This window comes from Ornithinimicrobium cavernae (genome assembly GCF_003121625.1).
In the GTDB taxonomy this organism is placed as follows: domain Bacteria; phylum Actinomycetota; class Actinomycetes; order Actinomycetales; family Dermatophilaceae; genus Ornithinicoccus; species Ornithinicoccus cavernae.
Genome location: NZ_QDDJ01000016.1, coordinates 109,716 through 131,586, shown reverse-complemented (window position 1 = coordinate 131,586; position 21,871 = coordinate 109,716). Strand labels below are relative to the sequence as shown.

General features: G+C 69.7%; 21 protein-coding genes and 1 other RNA gene. 5 read left to right on the top strand and 17 right to left on the bottom strand.

Annotated elements, in window-relative coordinates; translation table 11 throughout:
• The first annotated feature begins 18 nt into the window (after positions 1 to 18).
• Together DA085_RS17565 and DA085_RS17560 are read left to right on the top strand one after the other, a co-directional pair.
• Positions 19 to 687 (top strand): response regulator, encoded by a 669-nt coding sequence (locus DA085_RS17565; RefSeq protein ID WP_237565589.1) that lies wholly within the window; start codon positions 19 to 21, stop codon positions 685 to 687.
• Between the two features lie 18 nt (positions 688 to 705).
• Complete coding sequence (locus DA085_RS17560) at positions 706 to 2,439, top strand: sensor histidine kinase (RefSeq protein ID WP_109474284.1); 1,734 nt, start codon at positions 706 to 708, stop codon at positions 2,437 to 2,439.
• A 262-nt stretch (positions 2,440 to 2,701) separates the two neighbouring features.
• Here DA085_RS17560 and DA085_RS17555 read toward each other — a convergent pair whose 3' ends face one another.
• From DA085_RS17555 to DA085_RS17525, 8 genes are all read right to left on the bottom strand, one after another.
• Positions 2,702 to 3,139, bottom strand: a complete 438-nt coding sequence (locus DA085_RS17555) for a pyridoxamine 5'-phosphate oxidase family protein (protein ID WP_109474283.1) — start codon at positions 3,137 to 3,139, stop codon at positions 2,702 to 2,704.
• Between the two features lie 310 nt (positions 3,140 to 3,449).
• Positions 3,450 to 4,160 carry an ABC transporter ATP-binding protein gene (locus tag DA085_RS21415; protein WP_202619298.1) on the bottom strand — a complete coding sequence of 237 codons (711 nt, stop codon included), beginning with the start codon at positions 4,158 to 4,160 and terminating at the stop codon, positions 3,450 to 3,452.
• Entirely contained in the window at positions 4,157 to 4,993 is an 837-nt protein-coding gene (locus tag DA085_RS21410) for an ABC transporter ATP-binding protein (protein ID WP_202619297.1), read from the bottom strand. The genes DA085_RS21415 and DA085_RS21410 overlap by 4 nt, the downstream gene beginning before the upstream one ends.
• Positions 4,990 to 6,009, bottom strand: a complete 1,020-nt coding sequence (locus DA085_RS17545; RefSeq protein WP_109474282.1) for a branched-chain amino acid ABC transporter permease — start codon at positions 6,007 to 6,009, stop codon at positions 4,990 to 4,992. The genes DA085_RS21410 and DA085_RS17545 overlap by 4 nt, the downstream gene beginning before the upstream one ends.
• On the bottom strand, positions 6,009 to 6,884 hold the full coding sequence (locus DA085_RS17540) for a branched-chain amino acid ABC transporter permease (RefSeq protein ID WP_109474281.1): 876 nt from the start codon (positions 6,882 to 6,884) through the stop codon (positions 6,009 to 6,011). The genes DA085_RS17545 and DA085_RS17540 overlap by 1 nt, the downstream gene beginning before the upstream one ends.
• 28 nt (positions 6,885 to 6,912) lie before the next feature.
• On the bottom strand, positions 6,913 to 8,103 hold the full coding sequence (locus DA085_RS17535) for an ABC transporter substrate-binding protein (protein ID WP_109474280.1): 1,191 nt from the start codon (positions 8,101 to 8,103) through the stop codon (positions 6,913 to 6,915).
• Positions 8,104 to 8,264: 161 nt separating this feature from the next.
• Entirely contained in the window at positions 8,265 to 8,669 is a 405-nt protein-coding gene (locus tag DA085_RS17530; protein WP_161958541.1) for a RidA family protein, read from the bottom strand.
• On the bottom strand, positions 8,666 to 9,433 hold the full coding sequence (locus DA085_RS17525) for an SDR family NAD(P)-dependent oxidoreductase (protein ID WP_109474279.1): 768 nt from the start codon (positions 9,431 to 9,433) through the stop codon (positions 8,666 to 8,668). The genes DA085_RS17530 and DA085_RS17525 overlap by 4 nt, the downstream gene beginning before the upstream one ends.
• Positions 9,434 to 9,501: 68 nt before the next feature.
• On the opposite strand from DA085_RS17525, the gene DA085_RS17520 reads away from it, so the two are divergent.
• Complete coding sequence (locus DA085_RS17520; protein ID WP_109474278.1) at positions 9,502 to 10,299, top strand: enoyl-CoA hydratase-related protein; 798 nt, start codon at positions 9,502 to 9,504, stop codon at positions 10,297 to 10,299.
• A gap of 41 nt (positions 10,300 to 10,340) precedes the next feature.
• On the opposite strand, the gene DA085_RS17515 is transcribed toward DA085_RS17520, so the two are convergent.
• From DA085_RS17515 to DA085_RS17495, 6 genes are all read right to left on the bottom strand, one after another.
• Positions 10,341 to 11,036 carry an IclR family transcriptional regulator gene (locus DA085_RS17515; protein WP_109474277.1) on the bottom strand — a complete coding sequence of 232 codons (696 nt, stop codon included), beginning with the start codon at positions 11,034 to 11,036 and terminating at the stop codon, positions 10,341 to 10,343.
• 79 nt (positions 11,037 to 11,115) lie between these two features.
• Positions 11,116 to 12,867 (bottom strand): DEAD/DEAH box helicase, encoded by a 1,752-nt coding sequence (locus tag DA085_RS17510; protein ID WP_109474276.1) that lies wholly within the window; start codon positions 12,865 to 12,867, stop codon positions 11,116 to 11,118.
• A 108-nt stretch (positions 12,868 to 12,975) separates the two neighbouring features.
• Positions 12,976 to 13,287 (bottom strand): DUF3039 domain-containing protein, encoded by a 312-nt coding sequence (locus DA085_RS17505; RefSeq protein ID WP_109474275.1) that lies wholly within the window; start codon positions 13,285 to 13,287, stop codon positions 12,976 to 12,978.
• A 34-nt stretch (positions 13,288 to 13,321) separates the two neighbouring features.
• The gene (locus tag DA085_RS21725; protein WP_237565588.1) at positions 13,322 to 13,897 is read right to left on the bottom strand and encodes a YqgE/AlgH family protein; all 576 of its coding nucleotides are present in this window, start codon (positions 13,895 to 13,897) and stop codon (positions 13,322 to 13,324) included.
• Positions 13,894 to 14,304: a VanZ family protein gene (locus DA085_RS21720; RefSeq protein WP_237565587.1), complete on the bottom strand. Its 411-nt coding sequence runs from the start codon at positions 14,302 to 14,304 to the stop codon at positions 13,894 to 13,896. The genes DA085_RS21725 and DA085_RS21720 overlap by 4 nt, the downstream gene beginning before the upstream one ends.
• On the bottom strand, positions 14,285 to 15,700 hold the full coding sequence (locus DA085_RS17495; protein ID WP_109474300.1) for an NAD-dependent malic enzyme: 1,416 nt from the start codon (positions 15,698 to 15,700) through the stop codon (positions 14,285 to 14,287). The genes DA085_RS21720 and DA085_RS17495 overlap by 20 nt, the downstream gene beginning before the upstream one ends.
• A gap of 104 nt (positions 15,701 to 15,804) precedes the next feature.
• On the opposite strand from DA085_RS17495, the gene DA085_RS17490 reads away from it, so the two are divergent.
• Positions 15,805 to 16,194, top strand: coding sequence for a thioredoxin family protein (locus tag DA085_RS17490; protein WP_109474273.1), 390 nt, complete (start codon positions 15,805 to 15,807; stop codon positions 16,192 to 16,194).
• A 175-nt stretch (positions 16,195 to 16,369) separates the two neighbouring features.
• Complete coding sequence (locus DA085_RS17485) at positions 16,370 to 17,305, top strand: RDD family protein (protein ID WP_109474272.1); 936 nt, start codon at positions 16,370 to 16,372, stop codon at positions 17,303 to 17,305.
• 49 nt (positions 17,306 to 17,354) lie between these two features.
• Here the strand turns inward: DA085_RS17485 and icmF are convergent, their stop codons facing one another.
• The 3 genes from icmF to ssrA form a co-directional block, all read right to left on the bottom strand.
• Entirely contained in the window at positions 17,355 to 20,585 is a 3,231-nt protein-coding gene (gene icmF, locus DA085_RS17480) for a fused isobutyryl-CoA mutase/GTPase IcmF (RefSeq protein WP_109474271.1), read from the bottom strand.
• A gap of 70 nt (positions 20,586 to 20,655) precedes the next feature.
• The gene (locus tag DA085_RS17475) at positions 20,656 to 21,159 is read right to left on the bottom strand and encodes a MarR family winged helix-turn-helix transcriptional regulator (protein WP_109474270.1); all 504 of its coding nucleotides are present in this window, start codon (positions 21,157 to 21,159) and stop codon (positions 20,656 to 20,658) included.
• A gap of 209 nt (positions 21,160 to 21,368) precedes the next feature.
• Positions 21,369 to 21,735, bottom strand: a transfer-messenger RNA (tmRNA) gene (gene ssrA, locus DA085_RS17470).
• Positions 21,736 to 21,871 lie beyond the last annotated feature (136 nt).

Below are 21,871 nucleotides of genomic sequence, written 5' to 3'. Positions count from 1 at the left end.
ACCCGATACCGTGAGAACGTGACCGACACCGGCCCGGCGGCGGAGAAAGCGATCCGCGTCTACCTCCTCGACGACCACGAGGTGGTCAGGCGCGGCATCCGAGACCTCTTGGAGACCGAGCCCGACATCGAGATCGTCGGAGAGTCAGGGCTGGCTGCCGAAGCCACTCGACGCATCCCCGCCCTGCGGCCAGACGTAGCGGTCCTGGACGCGCGCCTGCCCGACGGTTCCGGCATCGACGTGTGCCGCGAGATCCGCTCCCAGGACCCCGGCATCGCCGCCCTCATCCTCACCTCCTTCGACGACGACGAGGCGTTGTTCGCCGCGATCATGGCGGGCGCAGCCGGCTACGTGCTGAAGCAGGTGCGCGGCAGTCACTTGGTCGAGATGGTCCGAACCGTGGCCTCGGGCCAGTCGACGCTCGACCCGACAGCGACAGCAAAGGTGCTCGAGCGGGTGCGAAGCGGGCCGCCAGTGGATGAGGAGCTACGGTCGCTCACGGAGCAGGAGCGCAGGATCCTGGAGCTGATCGGGCGGGGCATGACCAATCGGCAGATCGGAGCAGAACTCTTCCTGGCGGAGAAGACCGTCAAGAACTACGTCTCGTCCATACTGGCCAAGCTCGGACTCTCCAGCCGCACCCAGGCGGCGGTGTTCACTGTCCAACACCCCCGCTCGGAGCGCTGACGGAACCACGCGGCGGACATGGACCCAACCCACCCTGAGGAGCCGGCAACGGACCCGATTGCAGAGCGTCCCCTGAGCGGGGCCGACTTCGAGGACCTGGTCCGTGAGGTGGTCCACCGGATGCACGGCGTGCTCGACGAGCAAGCACGCCTTCGTCTGCTCCTGGATGCGGTCGTCACCATGGCCGCCGACCTCAGCCTGGACAGCGTGCTGTCCCGGATCGTGACCATCGCCAGCCGACTGGTGAACGCCAGGTACGCCGCCCTGGGGGTCCTGGAGACCGACTCCAGCCAACGGTTGCGGACGTTCGTCCACCAGGGGATCAGCGACGACCAGGTCGCCCTGATCGGGGACCTGCCAAGAGGTCACGGCCTGCTCGGCCTCCTCATCGACCGCCCCGAGCCCGTGCGCCTGCACGATATCGCCGAGCACCCCCAGTCCTACGGGTTCCCACCAAACCACCCACCCATGCACTCCTTCCTCGGGGTGCCGGTGCTCATCCGCGACCAGGTGTTCGGGAACCTCTATCTCACCGAGAAGGGCGGCGGCGTCGACTTCACGGCCCAGGACGAGGAAATCGTGGTGGCCCTGGCCGCCGCAGCCGGCGTCGTGATCGAGAATGCCCGGCTCTACGAGGAAGCGGCGCGCAGACAGGAATGGCTCAGCGCCACATCGGACATGGTCCGGCTGCTGTCGGGGTCCGCTGATGCTGCCGACGCCTTCAATCTCGTCGCCGACTGTGCACGGACCGCAGCGGAGGCAGACGTCACCTGGATCGTGACGGGGCCCAGTGCCGCAGAGCTTCGTGTCATCGCGGTCTCGAGCGCCGGCCAGTCACCGGACCGACCCGGCGCGGCAACACTCGAGTCACCGCTCACCCGCCTCGTCGTCGAGCGGGGAGAGCCGCTGTCGGTGGAAGACGTGAGTAGTGACCCGCAACTCTTCCCGGCCGGGCCACTGCCTGGGTGGCCGCCGGTAGGCGCGGCCATCGTCGTGCCCTTGGGGCCACCGTCCGGCATCACCGGGGCACTCGGCCTTGCGTGGACAGCGCAGCGCGTCGGCCAGTACCGTTCCATGAACTCCGAGATGCCCACCAGCTTCGCCCGGCAGGCGGCCCTGGCGCTCCAGTTGGTCCGGGCCCGTGAGGACCAGCACAGGCTAGTCATCTTCGAGGATCGCGACCGCATCGCCCGGGATCTGCACGACGTGGTGATCCAACGCCTGTTCGCGATCGGGCTCGGGCTACAAGCTGCATCCCGGAACGTAAAGAGTCCGGAGATCGAACAGGTACTGGAACACGCGGTCGACGAGCTGGACACCACGATCAAGGACATCCGGCGCACCATCTTCGCCCTGGGCGCAACGGAGTCGTCCGACACCATCCAGGCCGAGATCACCCGCGTCGTCGACCGGGCGGCCACCACGCTCGGGTTCCACCCACAGCTGCGCTTTGAAGGGCCAGTGCGGACCCTGGTGCGCAGGGAGCTCGTCTCCGACATGCTGGCCGTTCTTGCGGAGGCACTGTCGAATACGAGCCGGCACGCCGTTCCCTCGATGGTCACCGTGACCCTTGCCGTGAGTGACGAGATTGTCCTCACTGTTGCGGACAACGGCCGAGGGATGCCCGAGGGGGTGGCCGAGAGCGGGCTGGCGAACATCCGCCACCGTGCCGAGCGACACGGTGGCCGGTTCCGGGTGGAGTCATCCCCTGGGAAGGGCACCATCCTCCTGTGGACGGTGCCCACGTCGTGATGACTGTCCGCACAGACCTTGGCTCCGTGATGGAGTCGCCGCCTGCTCATCATCGTGACAGCGCCAGCAGGGCCTGAATGTGACTGCCGACCGTGGTGCCCGTGGCCGCCGACCGCCACCCTAGGCGTCAGTCTGATCGCGCAATGATGGGCCGGGGCGACCTGGAGTCCCCCGTAGTTGGGACCTTCGACCCTGCCGAGCCGTACAGCACAGGACCATCCTGAAAGTGAGCCGGGCAACTGCTCGGTTTCTGATGGTTCCCCTACTCAGGCCCGCCTGTGGGCAGGTCGAGACCTCCGTGCACCTCGAACCGTCGGCCGGTGATGGAGATCGGATCGATCCGGACGAAGTGTGGCTTCGGTCCTATCTCCCACGGAAAGACCGGGAGCTCCATGGCCTTGAGCACGTCGTGCAACTGCTTCACCTCATGAGCCGTGCCGGACACGACCACGCTCCACGCTCGGCGGGTCGTCGAGTCATATCCATCAGCCTCGAAGGCCACGGGCTGACCCAGAGCGCTGTACAACTTGGTGCCGGTTGATGTACGGAAGACCACCGATCCGTGGTGAACGGCATGATTGACAGGGAAGATCTCCGGGCGGTCGTGCACGATAACGGCGAGGCGGCCGACTGGCGCCTCACGCAGCAAGGCCAGACACTCTGATGTGTCCAACTCCTCAGTGGCCGCGGTGAAGGTCATGACGCTAGAGTCCCTCGCCCTTCTCGCGCCGTCAAGCGTCCCCCTCCCGGAGAGTCCGAATCAGACAGTTGGACGTCCCAGGGCGGCAGTCGAGCGCACGCGCATCAGCGTGCGCACGTGCCGGCGACGCACTGCCGAGGGTCACTTGTCGTGTCCGGAGGGTGCTAGGAGAGAAGACGCTCCACGCCCTGTGCCACGCTCCTGACGAGCAGGGGAAGCTCCGGCACCAGGTCCGGGGCGACAACGACAGTGATGCCAAGCCAGTCGGCGTAGGAGAGCACGTCGAACGAAATGGTATCGGCAGGCTTCGTTAGATCCCCAGCAGCTCCTCGGCCCGGGCCCGGTTGCGCCGGAACTCGTCGACGGGCACGTCCCACTTCACGGTGCCCTTCTGCATCACCACGACCTGGTCGGCCACGGAGAGCGCGAGACGCAGGTTCTGCTCGACCAGGAGCACCGACATCCCCGCGCGGCAGACCTCCTGGACCACCTCGGCGACCTGCTGGACGACCGAGGGGGCGAGGCCGTCCGAGGGCTCGTCGAGGAGCAGGATGGTGGGGTTGGTCAGCAGTGCCCTGGCGATCGCGAGCATCTGCTGCTCGCCGCCGGACAGCTGGTCACCGCGGTGCCTCAGCCGCTCTCCCAGCCGGGGCAGGAGGTCGAGGACACGCTGCCGGGTCCAGTTACCCGCGCGGCCGGCCCGGTCGGCGATCTCCAGGTGCTCGGCCACCGTCAGTGGCGCGAAGACGCGACGCCCCTGGGGCACCAGGCCCAGCCCCAGCCCCGCGATCCGGTCCGGTCGCGCACCGGCCACCTCCTGGCCCGCCACCGTGACCGACCCCGCCATGGGTCGCACCAGGCCCATGATGGTGTTCACGAGTGTCGACTTGCCGACGCCGTTGCGCCCCAGCAGGGCGAGCACCCGCCCCTCGGCGAGGTCGAGATCGACACCGTCGAGGACACGGGACCCGGCATAACCGGAGACCAGTCCCCGGGTCGACAGCACCGGCGTGGGGCTCATTCCTGCTCCTCGAAGAAGAGCGCCGAGGTGTCCTCAGCGCCGAGGTAGGCGTGCTGCACCTCGTCGCTGGCCCGGACCTCGGCGGGCAGACCGGTGAGCAGGTGGCGACCGAGGTGCAGCACCGTGACGTGGTCGGCCACGCCGAAGACGAGATCGAGGTCGTGCTCGACGAGCAGGACCGTCAGCTCCGGTGGGAGACCGAGGACGATCTCCTGGAAGGCATGGGTGTCGGCCGGGGACATGCCGGCCGCGGGTTCGTCGAGCAGGAGCACCGACGGCGCGGCCGCCAGGGCGACCGCGACCTCGAGCTGGCGCCGTTCACCGTGGGACAGTGCCCCGGCGAGCTGTCCTGACCGGTGACTCAGCAGCAGCCGGTCGAGCACCTCGTCGGCCTCCCGGACCAGCGCGCTGCGGCGCGTCACGGCACGCCACGGCTGCGCCTGGACACCGTGCCGGCGCTGCACGGCCAGCAGGACGTTCTCCCGGGCCGTGGCCCTGAGGAACAGCGAGGAGTGCTGGAAGGTCCGGACCAGCCCGCGGCGGGCACGCGCGTGCTCGGTCAGGGATGTGACGTCGTCCCCGTGGAGCCACACCCGGCCGGCGGTGGCCCGCAGGGCACCTGCGGTGAGGGCGAAGAGGGTCGACTTGCCGGCCCCGTTCGGCCCGATCACCGCGTGCCGGCTCCCCGGCCGCACCTTGAAACTCACGTCCTCGACCGCCTTCAGGCTGCCGAAGTGCCGACTGAGGCCCTCGACCCGCAGGGCGGGCACGGGGCCGTCCCCCTGTCCGCCGTCGTGCGTCCCCGATCCGGGGGCGGCGTCCTGCTGGGTCATGTCGGTGTCACCGTCCCGGGGTCTCCGCCATGGTCCTTCGGGAAGAGCCGGCGCCACTGGGCGCGGCCACCGGCCACCCCCTGGGGCAGCAGGTAGACGGTCAGGACGAACAGGATGCCCAGCAGGAGCGGCGCGTGACCGGACAGTTGTTGCCCGAGGTAGTCCCGCGTGAAGACGACGAGGAGGGCACCCAGGCAGGCACCCCACATGGACCCCACACCACCCACGATGACCGCCAGCAGTGCCAGGGCAGAGATCTCGAAACCCAGGTCGCCCGGGGCGACGAACCGTTGGGAGGAGGCCCACAGCGAGCCGGCCAGGGCAGCCAGCCCACCTGCATACACATAGGCCGCGAGCGCGTAGGAGTCGGTGCGGTAGCCCACGGAACGCAGCCGGCTCTCGTTGTCGCGCAGACCGCGCAGCGTCAGCCCGAAGGGCGAGCGGAGCAGGACCGCCACCGCCGCGTAGGACACTGCAGCGACGACGAGGACGTAGTAGTAGATCAGGCCCTCGTTGACCAGTCCGCTGCCGCCGGGGGTGACGACAACGGGCGGTATGCCGCTCATCCCGTCGGTGCCGCCCGTCACCGAGTCGAGGCGGCCGGCCGCGGTGTAGCCGATCTCGCCGATGGCCAGGGTGATCATCAGGAAGGCCACCCCCCGACCGCGGATCGCGAGGGGGCCCGTGAGGACGGCGGCCACCACGCCGGCCAGCGTGGCGAGGGCGAGCTGCACCACGCCGAGCTCGGACCAGTGGATCCCGACGAGGGCGCCGGTGTAGGCCCCCACCCCGAAGTAGGCGGCCTGACCGAGGGTGGGCATCCCCGCCACGCCGGTGAGCAGGTTGACGCTCATCGCCAGGACCGCGAAGACCAGCGCCCGGGTGAAGGTCATCACGGTGAAGGCGCCGAAGACCCACGGGACGAGCAGCAGCAGCACGGTCACGACCGCCACGAGGACAGCGGTCCGCAGGGGGAGGCGACGGCCGCGGGAGCGCAGGCCCGCGTCCGTGCTCATCAGGCCCGCCCCAGGCTGGACAGGCCCTGCGGCCGCAGGACGAGCACGAGGAGCATCGCGCCGAAGAGCAGGAAGGGGGCGAAGGCCGGGGTCAGGGCCACGCCGAGCGTCTGGACCTGTCCGATGAGCAGCGCGCCGAGCAGCGCTCCCCGCACCGACCCCAGTCCGCCGATGACGATCACGACCAGCGAGAGGACCAGGACCCGGTCGTCGATGCCGGGGCCCGGCGCGATGATCGGGGCCCCGAGCACACCGCCGACGGTCGCCAGGACCGCTCCGAACGCGAACACGCCGAAGAGCACCTTGCGGGTGTCCACGCCCATCGCGCGCACCATGTCCCGGTCGGCCACCGTGGCGCGCACCAGGGCACCGACCGAGGACCGCTCGAAGGCTAGGTAGACCAGGACCGCCAGCACCCCGGCCACCGCGATGAAGACGAGCCGGTAGAGCGGGTAGGAGTGGTCCAGCACGGACACCGAGCGGGCGAGGGAGCCCGGTGGGGCCGTGGGCAGCACCTCCGCGCCGAAGAACATCGCCATGACCTCCGCGGCGATGAGCGCGATGCCGAGAGTCAGGGCCGCCTGGTCCAGGTGGCCACGCCCCTGCAGGGGTGCGACGGCGGCGGCCAGGAGGCCGCCGCCGGCCAGTCCCACGAGCAGCCCGACCAGCAGGGCCACGAGCAGGCCCAGCCAGCTGCCGTCGGAGAGGGCGTAGGCCGTGTAGGCGCCGGCGAGGTAGAGCGTGCCGTGCGCCAGGTTGAGCACGTCCATCATCCCGAACACCAGCGACAGCCCGACGGCCAGGGTGAACAGGAGCAGGCCATAGGCCACCCCGTCCACCATGGAGACGAGGTGCGCGTCGAGCCACCCGGTCATGAGTCGCGATCAGCCGTCATGCGGCCGATCAGCCCCCGAGCTCACCGAGCTCGTCGATGATGACGTTGGTCAGCGTGCCGTCGACCTCCTTGACCTCACGCAGGTACCACGTCTGCACGGGGGTGCCGATCTCTGACCAGGTCCACGTGCCGCGGGGCGACTCGATCTCGCTGATCTCACCGATGGCCGTGTTGATCGCCTCGGGGTCGGCCTCGCCCGCGGCCTCGATCGCCAGGTCGAGCACCTTGGCCGCGTCGTAGGAGGCCATGGCATAGGTCGTGGGGTTGCGGTCGGTCTTGGCGACGTAGGCCTCGACGAAGGAGGCGTTGAGCTCGTTGTCGAGGTCGTAGTTGTAGTTCATCGCCGTGAAGGTGCCCTCGGCCGAGGCGCCCTGCCCGTCCAGCACGCCGCCCTCGGTCAGGAAGCCCGCGGAGTAGTGCGCGATCTCGCCCTTGAGGCCGAACTGGTCGTACTGCTTGACGAACTCGACCGCGGCACCACCGGCGTAGAACGAGAACAGTGCCTCGGCCCCGGACGCCTTCGCGTTGGCCAGGAACGGCTGGAAGTTGGTCGTGGCCGGGAACGGCGTGTAGACCTCGTCGACCGTCTCGCCGCCGGCCGGCTCGAAGCTCTTCTTGAAACCGGACACCTCGTCCTTGCCCGCCTGGTAGTCGGCGGCCAGGAAGTAGACACCGCCGTCGACGTTCTCCGCGACATAGGCGCCCAGGGCCTCCCCCGGCTCGTCGTTGACGTAGGACGTGCGCCAGATGAACTCCGCGTCGGTCAGCGTGGTCGGCGAGGCGTTCGAGCCGACCAGCGGGATCTTGCTGGTCTCGAACAGGTCGACGACGCCGTTCATGACGGCCGAGCTCACCACCCCGGTCACGACCGTGACCTGGTCCTGCTTGACGAGCTTGTCGGCGGCGGCCTTGCCGGACTCCGCGGTCTCCCCCTCGTCGGCGAGGACCACCTCGACCTCGAGCCCGCCGAGGGTGTTGTCGTGCTCCTCCAGGTAGACCTCGAAGCCGGCGCGCATGTCGTCGCCGAGGCTCTTGTAGACCCCGGACTGCGGGACGAGCAGCCCGATCTTGATCGTGCCGTCGGCCTCCTCACCGCCCTCGTCTCCACCGCCACCGAGGGTGCCTCCGCCGCAGGCTCCCAGGGCGAGGGTGCTGGCGGCGGTCAGGGCCAGCAGGTATGTCGTGCGTCGAGTCGTCATCGCAGAACCCTTCCAGGGTGTGCCGGCACGTCGTTGCGCCTGCCTCCGTGCCAAACCTTATGCCGGTTCTGTGTCGCTCGTCCAGGAGACGACACACAGAGTGACCCAAACGTGACGTCCGCGGTCCGCACCTCGCGCGTCAGGCCGGCGGTGGGTGTCGGTCAGCGGTCGGCGGCGGGGAGCACGGCCGTCCCCTGGACCTCGACCAGGGCCTCGACGTCCCAGAGCCGGGAGACGCCGATGCCCGCCATCGCGGGGTACTCGGTCCCCACCAGGCGCTTCCAGACCCTGCCGATCTCCCGGGCGTTGGCCTTGTAGTCGTCCATGTCCACGATGTAGACGGTCAGCGACGCCAGGTCCGCGGGCTCACCCCCCGCGGCGCGCAGGGACGTCAGCAGGCTCGTCAGCGCCCGCTCGAACTGCTCCACGACCGTGTCCCCCTCGATCACACCCTCGGGGGTCAGCGCGGTCTGCCCGGCGAGGAAGACGACCGTGCCCGTGCCGATCACGGCGTGGCTGAAGCCCCTGGCCTCGCCCAGCTCGGGCGGGTTGACACGCTCGATCATGACTGCAGACCTCCACCGTCGACATTGATTCCCTGACCCGTGATGCCACCGTTGCGCACGCAGGCGAGGACGGCCTCCACGACCTCCTCGACCGTGATGAGCCGGTTGATCCCCTGCTTCGCCTCGAGCGCCGCCCGCGCCTGCTCCGGCGACCGGCCGGTCTTCTCCACAATGCCCCGCACCGTCGCGTCGGTCATCGGGGTGTCGACGTAGCCCGGGCAGACGGCGTTGACGGTGACGCCCGTGCGGGCCAGCTCGGCGGCCGCGGACCGGACCAGCCCGAGCACGCCGTGCTTGCTCGCGGTGTAGGCGGAGATGTAGGGCTCGCCGTGCTTGGCGGCCACCGAGGCCACCACGACGATGCGCCCGTGTCCCGCCTGCCTCATGGCGGGGATCGTCCGGCGCAGGAGCCGGAAGGGCGCCGTCAGGTTGAGGTCGAGCATCAGCTGCCACTGCTCGTCGGTCGTCTTCTCCACGGAGGCGGAGACACCGGCCCCGGCGTTGGCGATGACCACCTCCGGGGCGGCCCACTCCTGCTCGAGCCGGTCGACGACCTGCTCGACCGCTCCGGCCCCGACCAGGTCGGCCGGCAGCACGAGGGTCGGCCCCGGACACTGCCGGGCCGTCTCCTCCAGCTGGTCCGCGCTGCGGGCACTCAGCCCCACGGCATACCCGGCTCGACTGAGCGCCACGGCCACCCCGGCACCGATCCCACGACCCGCCCCGGTGACGAGGGCGACCGGCTGATCCTCACGCTCAGACACGCAGTGACCTTGCCACGGTCCGTGACGACCGTCAAGATGACGCCATACCCAACAGAGAGAGCAGGCCGATGATCAAGCCCGAGGAGTTCACCGACATCACCTACGAGGTCGAGGAGAGCTGGGCGGTGGTGACGATCAACCGGCCCGAGCGCTACAACTCCTTCCGGGGGCGGACGGTCGACGAGCTCCTGGCGGCCCTGAAGCACGCGTGGGCCGACTCCCGGGTCGCGTGCGTGATCCTGACGGGGGCCGGGGACAAGGCTTTCTGTGCCGGGGGTGACGTCAAGGAGCGGGCCGAGACGGGCAGCTACGGCGAGACGGAGTGGGGCCTGTTCCAGATCCAGCAGGTGCACCAGACGATGCGCGACATCCCCAAGCCGGTGATCGCCGCCGTCAACGGGGTGGCCGTCGGCGGGGGTCACGTGCTCCACGTCCTCGCCGACCTCTCCGTGGCCAGCGAGACCGCCCGGTTCGGACAGAGCGGCCCGCGCGTCGGCTCCTTCGACGCGGGCTTCGGCTCGGCCTACCTGGCCAGGGTGGTGGGTGAGAAGCGGGCCCGGCAGATCTGGTTCCTACTGGACCTGTATGACGCACAGACGGCCGAGCGGTGGGGTCTGGTCAACGAGGTGGTCCCGGCCGACCAGCTCATGGACAAGGCCCGCGAGTACGCCCGCAAGATCGCGTCGTACTCCCCCACGGCGCTGCGCTTCCTCAAGCACAGCTTCAACGCCGACTCCGACCACATGCAGGGGCTGGGCAATATCGCGTTCGCCGGCCTGGACCTGTTCGTCGAGTCGGACGAGGCCAAGGAGGGGGCGGCCGCGTTCGCGGAGAAGCGGCAGCCCGACTTCGGCCCCTGGCGCTGACGCGCTGCCCACCCGCGCCTCCCCGCGGGTGCCGGGACGGGTCAGTCGGACAGCGAGGGATCCCCCTCGGACTCGTGCTGTCTGGTGGTGCCCAGCGCGGCGGCCACCTGCTGTGCCGCGAGCTCGACGGCGTCGGCGCCACCGCGCTCCCGGATCGGTGTCATCGACACCACGCCGACCGAGGCCTCGAGACTCGGGACGCCGGTGACCGGCGCCGCGACGCCGTGCGCTCCCACCTGGAGCTCGCCCTGGGTGGTGACCGCCCGAGCACTCCCCCGCCGTCCGGCGAGCAGGGCCCTGCCGGCCGCCCCCTGGGTCAGCGGGTGCCTGCTGCCCACGCGGTAGGCGACGTGGAAGTCGGTCCAGGACGGCTCGACCACGAGCACCGCCAGCGCGTCGGTCGACCCGGCCTCGACGACAGTCAGGTGGGCGGTCGCGCCCAGCTGGTCGGCCAGGGCCCGCAGGACCGGCCGCGCGGCCTCGACCAGCGCGGGCCGGACCGCAACCGCCAGCCGCGAGCTGGCCAGGCCCAACCGGAACCGGCCGTCCTGCCCCCGCCGCACGTAGTCGCGGGCCACCAGCGTGGTGACGAGACGGTAGACCACCGAGCGGCCGACCCCCAGCGCCTGCGCCAACTCACTGACGGTCAGGCCCCCGTGTCCGGCCGCCCCGGACAGCTGCTCCAGGACCTGCAGGCCACGGTCCAGGGTCTGCGCGGTCTCGGGCTCGGCACTCACCGGGACACCGTATCCACTGCGTCCTGCCCGGGGTGTGCCCTCGACCCGGGCACGGGGCTCGCTGCTGTGCCGCCGCGGGTCAGCGGCGTCCCACGAACCAGCGCCGGATCGTGTCGATCCGCTGGGTGACCTGCTCGCTGCTGGCGGTGGCCAGCTCTGGCCCACCACAGCTGCGGCGCAGCTCGGAGTGCACGATCGCGTGCGGCTGACCGGACTTCTGGGCGTAGGCCGAGACCAGCTTGTTGAGCTCCTTTCGGTGCTCGGCCAGCGCGCGGTGCGCGGAGACGTGCTCGGCCGCGCGACGGCCTCCGCCGTTGCTGACCTGTTTGCGCTGCCGGTCCCGCAGCACGTGCGCCACCTGGTCCGGCTCGAGCAGCCCGGGCAGGCCGAGGTAGTCCTCCTCCTCCTGGCTCCCCGGCAGCGCACCCAGACCGAACTGCTCGGCGTCGAACAGCACGTGGTCGAAGAGCGCGTCGGACTCCAGCGCCTCGAACGCGCCCTGCTCGGAGTCCAGCGCCTGCTCGGGCGCGTTGGCCTCGGCCAGCAGGTTGTCCTCCGGGGTCCAGTCCAGCCCGTCCTCGTCGGACCGCTTCTTGTTGAGGGCGTGGTCGCGCTGGAGCTCCATCGAGCTGGCGTGCTGCAGGATCAGCTGCACGCTGGGGAGGAACACCGACGCGGTCTCGCCGCGGCGCCGGGCGCGCACGAACCGCCCGATGGCCTGGGCGAAGTAGAGCGGTGTGGACGTGGAGGTGGCATAGACACCGACGCACAGGCGCGGCACGTCCACGCCCTCGGAGACCATGCGGACGGCGACCATCCACCGTGAGTCCCCCTCGGCGAACTCCTCGATCCGCCCCGAGGCGCCGGTGTCGTCGGAGAGCACCACGGTCGGCTTCTCGCCGGTGAGCGCGGCGAGCTGGCGGGCGTAGGCCCGGGCCGAGGCCTGGTCGCTGGCGATCACCAACCCGCCGGCGTCCGGGACGCCCCGACGCACCTCGGTGAGCCTCTTGTCGGCGGCGGCCAGCACGGTCGGGATCCACTCGCCCCCGGCGTCCAGGGCGGTGCGCCACGCCTGCTTGGACAGGTCCTTGGTCAGGGTCTCCCCGAGCTGCGCGGAGATCTCGTCGCCCGCCCGGGTGCGCCACCGCATACTCCCGCCGTAGGCCAGGAACAGGACCGGTCGCACCACACCGTCGCGCAGTGCCTCGGCGTAGCCGTAGGTGTAGTCCGCCTCTGAGCGCAGGACGCCCTCGTGGTCCATGGCGTAGCGCACGAACGGGATCGCGGCAGTGTCGGAGCGGAAGGGTGTGCCGGTCAGGGACAGCCGCCGGGTGGCCGGCTCGAAGGCCTCACGGATCGCCTCGCCCCAGCTCAGGGCGTCACCGCCGTGGTGGATCTCGTCGAGGATGACCAGGGTGCGGGCCGCCTCGGTCCGGGCCCGGTGCAGCAGCGGCTTGCTGGCGACCCCCGCGTAGGTGACCGCCACCCCCTGGAACTCCCGGCCGTGGCGCCCGTGGGCGTTGGCGAACCGGGGGTCGATGTTGATGCCGACCCGGGCAGCGGCCTCGGCCCACTGGGTCTTGAGGTGCTCGGTGGGGGCGACCACGGTGACCCGCTCGATGACACCGGCGTCCAGCAGCTCGGTCGCCACCTTGAGTGCGAAGGTCGTCTTACCGGCGCCGGGCGTCGCCACGGCGAGGAAGTCGCGGGGACTGTCGGTGAGGTACTGGTCGAGCGCGGCCTGCTGCCAGGCGCGCAGTTTGCCGGCGGTGCCCCACGCCGCACGCTCGGGATAGGCCGGGGGGAGATGAGAGGCAGCTGAGGTGGACATCGCCGCTCAGGATACGAGTTCCACGGGGCCGATCCGGACGCCCCTCGGAAAGCCGCAGGTCGCCCGCGTGCCGCCCGACGGTGTGTCGCGACAGCCCGGGCGTGTCGCCTACTCCCCGCCGTCCTGGGGGGCGCGCAGCCCCTCGTAGATCTCCTTGCACGTCGGGCAGACCGGGAACCGGTTCGGGTCTCTCCCGGGCACCCAGATCTTGCCGCACAGCGCGACCACGGGCTCGCCCGACAGGGCGCTCTCCATGATCTTCTCCTTGCGCACGTAGTGCGCGAAGCGCTCGTGGTCGCCCGGCTCGCTGAGACGGGGGTCTGTGCTGGTGTCCTCGCGCTCGAGGACCGCGGTCCGGGTGGACGGGGCGGTGGGCGCCTCCGGGGCGTCCAGCGGCTCCTGCGACATGCTCAACGACATGCCCTCACCCTACTGCGGGCGTCTGGGAGCGGCCTCAGTTCTGCTCGGGGTGGTGGGTGTGGTTGGCGACCAGCGACAGCGAGTTCCGCTGGCGGACCAGCACGTCGCGCCACAGGTCCGCCGAGTCGTGGAAGGGGTCGCGGGGCTCGCGCTCGACGACGTACCAGGCGCCCTCGATGAGCTCCTCCTCGAGCTGCCCGGCACTCCAGCCGGCATAGCCGACATAGATCCGCAGCCCCGAGACCTCGGGGACGACGACCGGGGGTGGTGCGTCCAGGTCGACGAGGGCGAGCCCACCGAAGAGCACCGAGATGCCCAGCGTCTCGGTCTGCGCTGCCACTCCACCGGGCACGCTGACCAGCCCCATCGCCGAGTCGAGCTGCACCGGCCCGCCCTGGAACAGCACGCCGGGCGGTGTCACGTGCGGCTGCCAGTCCGGGAGGACGGCGGAGACCTCGGCCTCCAGCGGTTTGTTGAGCGTGATCCCGGTGGCGCCGTCGTCGTCGTGGTGGAGCACCAGCACGACGGAGCGGTGGAAGAAGTCACCGGTCACGGGTGTGGCCACCAGCAGCTGTCCGGCCAGCGAGCCGGGCCCCTCGTCGGCGGTCACCGGAGCGCCCCCACGGTGTCCGGCTCGGCCACGCGGGACACTGGGCGGCGCCGACGCGCCAGCTCGACCACCAGCACCGCGAGGGCGATGCCGGCCAGGTCGGCGACGGTGTCCCAGGCGTCGGGGGTGCGCGTGGAGGTGAGCAGCCCCTGGAGCGGCTCGCTGGCGAGCGCGTGCAGCAGTATGCCGAGGCTCACCGGCCGGGAACCCAGCGCCAGGGAGAGGGCGAGCGGCACCCCGAACAGCAGGGCGTGCCCGACCTTGTCCTGGCCGGGGAAGAGCGGATCCCCCGGGGAGGGGACCAGCAGGTACAGCGCCCACACCTGCGCGAGGAGAAGGGTGAGCAGCAGGAGCCAGCCCAGCCCCCGGCATACTCCCCGCAGGTGGTCAGGAGGTGACGTCGGCACGCTCTCGCGCGACCTTCTCGACGGCCTGGGCCACGGCCTTGCTGACCTTGGGGTTGAACACGCTGGGGATGATGTAGGTGGGGTTGCGTTCCTCGGCGCCGACCACGTCGGAGAGCGCGAAGGCCGCCGCGAGCAGCATCTCGTCGCTGATGTGGTCGGTCTGGGCGTCCATCAGGCCGCGGAAGACACCCGGGAAGACCAGCACGTTGTTGATCTGGTTGGCGAAGTCACTGCGTCCCGTCGCCACGACCGTGGCGTGCTCGGCCGCGTCGGCGGGGTCGACCTCCGGTGTCGGGTTGGCCATCGCGAAGACGATCGCGTCGTCGGCCATCGTGGCGATGTCCGCGCCGGTCAGGATGCCGCCGGCGGACACTCCGATGAAGACATCGGCCCCGACCAGGGCGTCGGTGACCGTGCCGCGCAGTCCGGCGCGGTTGGTCTGGGAGGCGATCCAGGCCATGTTGGCGTTGTCGCCGCGGGCGATGTCGGCGCGCTCGGAGTGCAGCACCCCGTGGACGTCGGAGACCGTCACGTCGGTCGCCCCGGCCATCAGCAGCAGCCGCAGGATCGCCGAGCCGGCGGCGCCGGCCCCCGACAGGACGATCTTGACGGTGTCGAGCTCCTTGTCGACGACGCGGAGCGCGTTGCGCAGGGCCGCGAGGACCACGATGGCGGTGCCGTGCTGGTCGTCGTGGAACACGGGGATGTCGAGCTCCTCGCGCAGGCGGCGCTCGATGTAGAAGCAGCGGGGTGCCGAGATGTCCTCGAGGTTGATCCCGGCGAAGCCCGGCGAGATGGCCTTGACGATGCGCACGATCTCGTCGGCGTCCTTGGTGTCCAGGACGATGGGGAACGCGTCGACGTCCGCGAACCGCTTGAACAGCGCGGCCTTGCCCTCCATGACCGGCAGCGCGGCGAGCGGCCCGATGTCGCCCATCCCCAGGACCGCCGTGCCGTCGGTGACGACGGCGACCGTGTTGCGCTTGATCGTCAGCCGGCGGGCGTCGGAGGGGTTGTCGACGATGGCCTTGCAGACCCGGGCCACGCCGGGGGTGTAGACCATCGACAGGTCGTCACGGTTGCGGATCGGGGACTTGGACTCCACGCTGAGCTTGCCGCCCAGGTGCATGAGGAAGGTCCGGTCACTGACCTTGCCGATCTCCACGCCGTGCACCGTGGCCATCGCCTCGACGATCTGCTTGGCGTGGGCCTCGCCCCAGGTGGCGATCGTGATGTCCGTGCGCAGCCGCTCGGCACCGGACTCGGCGATGTCGACCGCCGTGACCATGCCGCCCTCCTTCTCCACGGCTGCGGTGAGCTCCCCGACGGCGGTCGCCCGCGCGGGAAGCTCGAGGCGGACGGTGATCGAGTTGGAGACCGACGGTGCGAAACCCATGGTCGCCATTGTTCCGCATCAGCGGGGCTCTGCGGGGCAGGCGTCCGGCATGTGACGAAGATCGCCCCGGGAATCACCGTGGCCGGCGCGGCGTTGGCCCCCGTATGAGCACGATGGAGCTGACCAGAGACAACCTCGACCAGACGCTGGCCGACCACGAGATCGTTCTGATCGACTGGTGGGCCGCGTGGTGCGGTCCGTGCCGTGCCTTCGCGCCGGTCTATGAGCAGGTCTCCGAGAAGCACGACGACGTCGTCTTCGGCAAGATCGACACCGAGGCGCAGCAGGAGCTGGCCGCCGGTGCGCAGATCACCTCGATCCCCACCGTGATGGCCTTCCGCGACGGCATCCTGCTGTTCTCGCAGCCGGGCGTGCTGCCCGCAGCCGGCCTGGAGAGCCTGATCGGCCAGCTCAAGGAGCTGGACATGGACGAGGTCCGGGCCAAGCTGGCCGCGGCCGAGTCCGAGATGGCCGGCGACGCCCCGCAGGGCTGAGCCCGAGCAGCCACCGACACCACGGGACCCCACGACCAGGAGGTCGTGGGGTTCCTGGTGTTGCTGACCTGCATGGACTGCCGGAGCCGTCGAGTCGCACGCGCGGATCCGATTGCTAGGTCAGGCAGGACTCCCCCGGATGAGGTCATAGACTGGAACCGGCAAAGGAGCGAAGGTGACCGGGATCGTGGACACCACCCGCAGCAGCCGGGACACCACACGAACCTATCCGCCGCTGCGCCTGCGCCGGTTGATCGCCCGCGCCATCGACTCCGTCATCGCCTTCGGGCTGGCCTGCCTCATCGTGCTGCCCTTCACCTTCAGCCAGGCGGCCGATGCTCTCCTGCTCGCCGGCTTCGACTCCTTCAACGACTTCCTCACCGAGTGGGACCCGGGCACCGCCGCCGGTGGCTCGGTCGGGGCCGCAGTGGAGCAGCTCCAGCCCGTGGTGCTGAGCACGGTCTACCTCCAGGGGCTGGTGATCTGGGCCTACGACTGGCTCACTCACACCCTGACCGGCAGCAGCATCGGCAAGGCGTTCACCCGGGTGCGGGTGACGAGGAACCACAGCAGCGCCGAACCGACACTCGCCCCAGACCTCCGGGCCGGCCGGTCCTGGGTCGACCGCCCGTTGCGGATGGCTCTGCGCGCCGGTCTCGTCGTTGGACCCCCGACCCTGGCGGCCGGGATGCTGCTCGCCGCAGCCCTGGCGGTGCCGGGAGCCGTCGACCTTGCCGAAATGTTTATCGCGCTGACGGTTGTCCTGCTCATCGCCTGGCTCGCGGGCGGGGTCGGCCTGCACGGACTGGTCACCGGCACCCGGGTCGTCGGGTTCGAGTGGCAGGAGCTCAGACAGGAGGCTGAGCACCAGATCGTGTACCACACCGGCAACGCCGACGAGTACCTCCACAAGCTGCAGCAGGCGGCCCGGACCCCCGGTGCCCAGCGGGCGGCGCGCATCGCCGAGCACGACCCGCGCGTCCGTTCTGCGATCGCGCAGGCCCGCCGCTACGGCGCTCGCACGCCAACTGGGGAGGTCTACCGGAAGGAAGGGTTGCGCGGCGTGGTCGAGTCGTTCACACAGCCCCCGAAGGAGTCGGGCGGAGGCTGACCGACGTCACGGAGAGCCCGTGATACGGCCGCTCCGATATGCCCGCCTCCTAGACGTTGCGGCGGTACTGCCCGCCGACCTCGAAGAAGGCCTCGGTGATCTGGCCGAGCGAACAGACGCGGGCGGCGTCCATGAGCACCGCGAAGACGTTGTCACCGGCGAGCGCTGCCTGCCGGAGGCGGGCGATGGCGTCCGCCGCATCGTCCTCGTGTCGCTTCTGGAAGTCCGCGACCCGTGCGAGCTGCGACTCCTTCTCCTCGGTCGTGGCTCGCGCCAGCTCCACGACGACCGGCTCGCGCTCGGACTCAGGGGCACGGAAGGTGTTGACGCCGATGATCGGCAGGCTGCCGTCGTGCTTGCGGTGCTCGTACATCATCGACTCGTCCTGGATCCGGCCCCGCTGGTAGCCGGTCTCCATGGCCCCCAGCACGCCACCGCGCTCGGAGATCCGGTCGAACTCGAGCAGCACCGCTTCCTCGACGAGGTCGGTGAGCTGGTCGATGATGAACGAGCCCTGGTTGGGGTTCTCGTTCATCGCCAGGCCCCACTCGCGGTTGATGATCAGCTGAATGGCCAGGGCACGACGGACCGACTCGGCCGAGGGGGTCGTCACCGCTTCGTCATAGGCGTTCGTGTGCAGCGAGTTCGCGTTGTCATAGATGGCGATCAACGCCTGCAGGGTGGTGCGGATGTCGTTGAAGTCCATCTCCTGGGCGTGCAGGGAGCGACCGGAGGTCTGCACGTGGTACTTCAGCTTCTGGCTGCGGTCGTTGGCGCCGTACTTCTCCCGCATCGCCACCGCCCAGATGCGCCGCGCGACACGGCCGATGACCGAGTACTCGATGTCCATGCCGTTGGAGAAGAAGAACGACAGGTTGGGCGCGAAGTCGTTGATGTCCATCCCACGGGCCAGGTAGGCCTCGACATAGGTGAAGCCGTTGGCCAGTGTGAAGGCCAGCTGGCTGATCGGGTTCGCCCCGGCCTCGGCGATGTGATAGCCGGAGATGGACACGGAGTAGAAGTTGCGGACCTCGTGGTCGATGAACCACTGCTGGATGTCGCCCATCATGCGCAGGGAGAACTCCGTGGTGAACAGGCAGGTGTTCTGTCCCTGGTCCTCCTTGAGGATGTCGGCCTGCACCGTCCCGCGGACGTTGGCCAGCGCGTAGGCACGCAGCTCCTCTGCCTCCGCACCGGAGGGCTCTCGACCCTCCTTCTCCCGGAACGCCTCGATCTGCTGGTCGATCGCGGTGTTCAGGAAGAAGGCCAGCACGGTGGGGGCCGGACCGTTGATCGTCATGGAGACCGAGGTGTTCGGCGAGAGCAGGTCGAACCCGTCGTACAGCGCCTTCATGTCCTCCAGCGTCGCGATCGACACCCCGGACGTGCCGACCTTGCCGTAGATGTCCGGCCGCTGCGCCGGGTCCTGCCCGTACAGGGTGACCGAGTCGAAGGCGGTCGACAGCCGGGTGGCCGGCTGCCCCTCCGAGAGGAGCTTGAACCGGCGGTTGGTGCGGAACGGGTCACCCTCGCCGGCGAACATCCGGGCCGGGTCCTCGTTGTCACGCTTGAAGGGGAAGACGCCTGCCGTGTAGGGGAAATAGCCCGGGAGGTTCTCCTTGCGCCAGTACCGCACCAGGGCGCCAGTCTCGTCGTAGGTCGGCAGCGCGACCCGAGGGACCCGGTTGCCGCTCAACGACTCCTTGGTGAGGCTGGTGCGGATCTCCTTGTCCCGCACCCGGACCACCTGCTCGTCACCGGAGTAGGCCTCGACCCGGCCCGGCCAGGCCTCGATCAGGTCCTGGATCTCGCCAGGCACCTCACGGCGAGCCACCTCAAGGAGGCCAGCGACCCCGGTGCCGGTCTCACCAGCCGCCGCCAGTTCCTTGCTCACGAGCTCGAGGCGCTCCACCCGACGGGCCGCCTGGGCAAACTGCTCGGTGTCCGCGTGGTAGCCGCGGACGGTGTCGGCGATCTCGGCCAGATAGCGCACCCGCTTGGTCGGCACCACCTGCCGGATTCCCGAGGAGTAGCGCACATCCACCCGGGGCAGCGCGCCCTCCTGGACCGGCAGACCCTCCTGCGCCAGGGACGACCGCAGCTCCTGATACAGAGCGGTGACTCCGTCGTCGTTGAACGTCGCGGCCGAGGTGCCGAACACCGGCATGTCCTCGGGTCGCTTCCCGAACGCCTCCCGGTTGCGGACCAGCTGACGGCCGACGTCACGCAGTGCGTCCATCGCGCCGCGACGCTCGAACTTGTTGATCGCCACGACGTCGGCGAAGTCGAGCATGTCGATCTTCTCCAGCTGCGAGGCCGCCCCGAACTCCGGTGTCATGACGTACAAGGAGGTGTCCACGAACGGGACGATGCCCGCGTCCCCCTGACCGATGCCCGGTGTCTCGACGATGACCAGGTCGAACCCGCCCGACTTCAGCACATCGATAGCTGCCGGCAACGCCTCCGGGATCTCCTTGTCCCCCCGGGTCGCCATCGACCGGAAATACGTCTGCGCGCCACCGATCGAGTTCATCCTGATCCGGTCCCCCAGGAGCGCTCCCCCGCCACGCCGCCGCGTCGGGTCGATCGCCAGCACCGCGACCCGCAGCCGGTCATCCTGGTCCAGACGCAGCCGGCGCAGCAGCTCATCGGTGAGCGAGGACTTGCCCGACCCACCGGTCCCCGTGATCCCCAGCACCGGCACCGTGCGCGAGGCCGCCACCTCGGCATACCGAGCCCGGTCCGCCTCCGGAAGCCGGCCCAGCTCGGCGCCCGTGATCGCCCGCGACAACGCCGTGCGCTCCCCCGCGAGCACCTCCTCCACCTCGGCGGCGCGGACGTCCCAGAGCCCGAAGTCGCAGTCCGCCATGACCTCACCGATCATCCCCGGCAGACCCAGGCGCTGCCCGTCCTGCGGGCTGAAGATCGTCACCCCGGACTCGCGAAGCCTCGCGATCTCCTCGGGGACGATGACCCCGCCCCCACCACCGACGACCCTGACGTGCCCGGCCCCCGCCGCAGCCAGTTCCTGAACCAGGTACTCGAAGTACTCCACGTGCCCACCCTGATAGGACGACACCGCCACCCCGTTGGCATCCTCGTCCAGGACCGCCTGCACCACCTCCTGCACCGACCGGTTGTGCCCCAGGTGGATCACCTCAGCCCCCTGGGACTGCATGATCCGCCGCATGATGTTGATCGACGCGTCATGCCCGTCAAACAGGCTCGCCGCCGTGACGATACGGACAGGGTGCTGCAGGGCCTGGGCGCGCTCGGGCATGAGGAAGTCCTTTGATCGGAGGGTCGCACCCAAGATACTAGGACATCCAAGCAATTGTCAGGTGCAGCACCTACGTGACGACATGATCACCGGCCTCGGCGCGGAGCGCGCCCAGGAGGTTGGTGAGCTCACGGACCTGGCCCGGCGGCAGCCCGGGGTCGCCGAACACCGAGGCGTTCAGACCCTCCGTCGCCTCCTCCACCACCGCCCGACCGGAGTCGGTCAGCGAAGCCAGCACGACGCGTCCGTCCTCGGTGCTGCGCACCCTCTCGACATACCCTTGCCGGACCAGCCGTTCCACCGCACTGGTCACGCTCGTGGGATGAACCTGCAGCAGCGACCCCAACCGTGCCATCGGCAGCGCACCACCCGACACGAACGTCAGGAGGCGCAGCACCTCGTAACGCGCGAACGTCAGACCAAGAGGGCGCAGCACCGCGTCAATACGCTCAAGGAAGAGCTGGTTGACCCGCACCAGCGAAGTCACCATCGCCATGCCGTCAGCGGCCTCCGGCCATCCATGACGCACCCACTGGCTATGGGCCTGGGCGATGGGATCCTTCTGGCTGTTCATTGGTCGTCAGGGCCCGGTTCCGTGGCGGGATTCCGGCCCACCCTCCTCTCACTCCGTGCGTGCGGTTCTCCACGCACGGCTTAGCGGTTGAGTGTGTCAGGTTCCTGACCCCGGTGGAGCAGAGCTCGCGCACACGAAACCCCCAGACTCTGCGTCTCCGCGAAGTCTGGGGATCTCTGTGCTTTGCACTCGTGACGTGACCACCGCGATGGTGGAGGTGGCGGGAATCGAACCCGCGTCCGCTGCCGGAAGACCAGGACTTCTCCGGGTGCAGTGCGCTATGGAGTTTCTCGGCCCCAGGGCTCGCGCGCACACGTTCCCTGACAGGCCCAGTTGAGTAGGAGTCCCACGTGATCCCCCAACATGATCACGCAGCAAGTTTCCTAGCTGATGCCAGACACTGAGTCGGAAACTAGCTCAGGCTGACAGACTTCGTGGCTCGCTCAGGCGGCGAGGGCGAAGTCGGTGCGCTTGGAATCGGCACCTAATAGTTTGCAAGGGACATTAACGAGTTGACCCTGCGTTCTCGACCCGCTTCTCCTGGAGTTGCGTACAACGTCGAAACCGATCACCCCCATGGAGCAGGGGCACGTCACACTGTGCAGTTGTCAACCAGCCCGAACCGTGGCTCGCACCGCGGTCGGAGGATCCAGCCTACCCGTCCAACGCCGGGCCGGTCCACATGATTCCCGCGGCGCGACCACGATTCGGA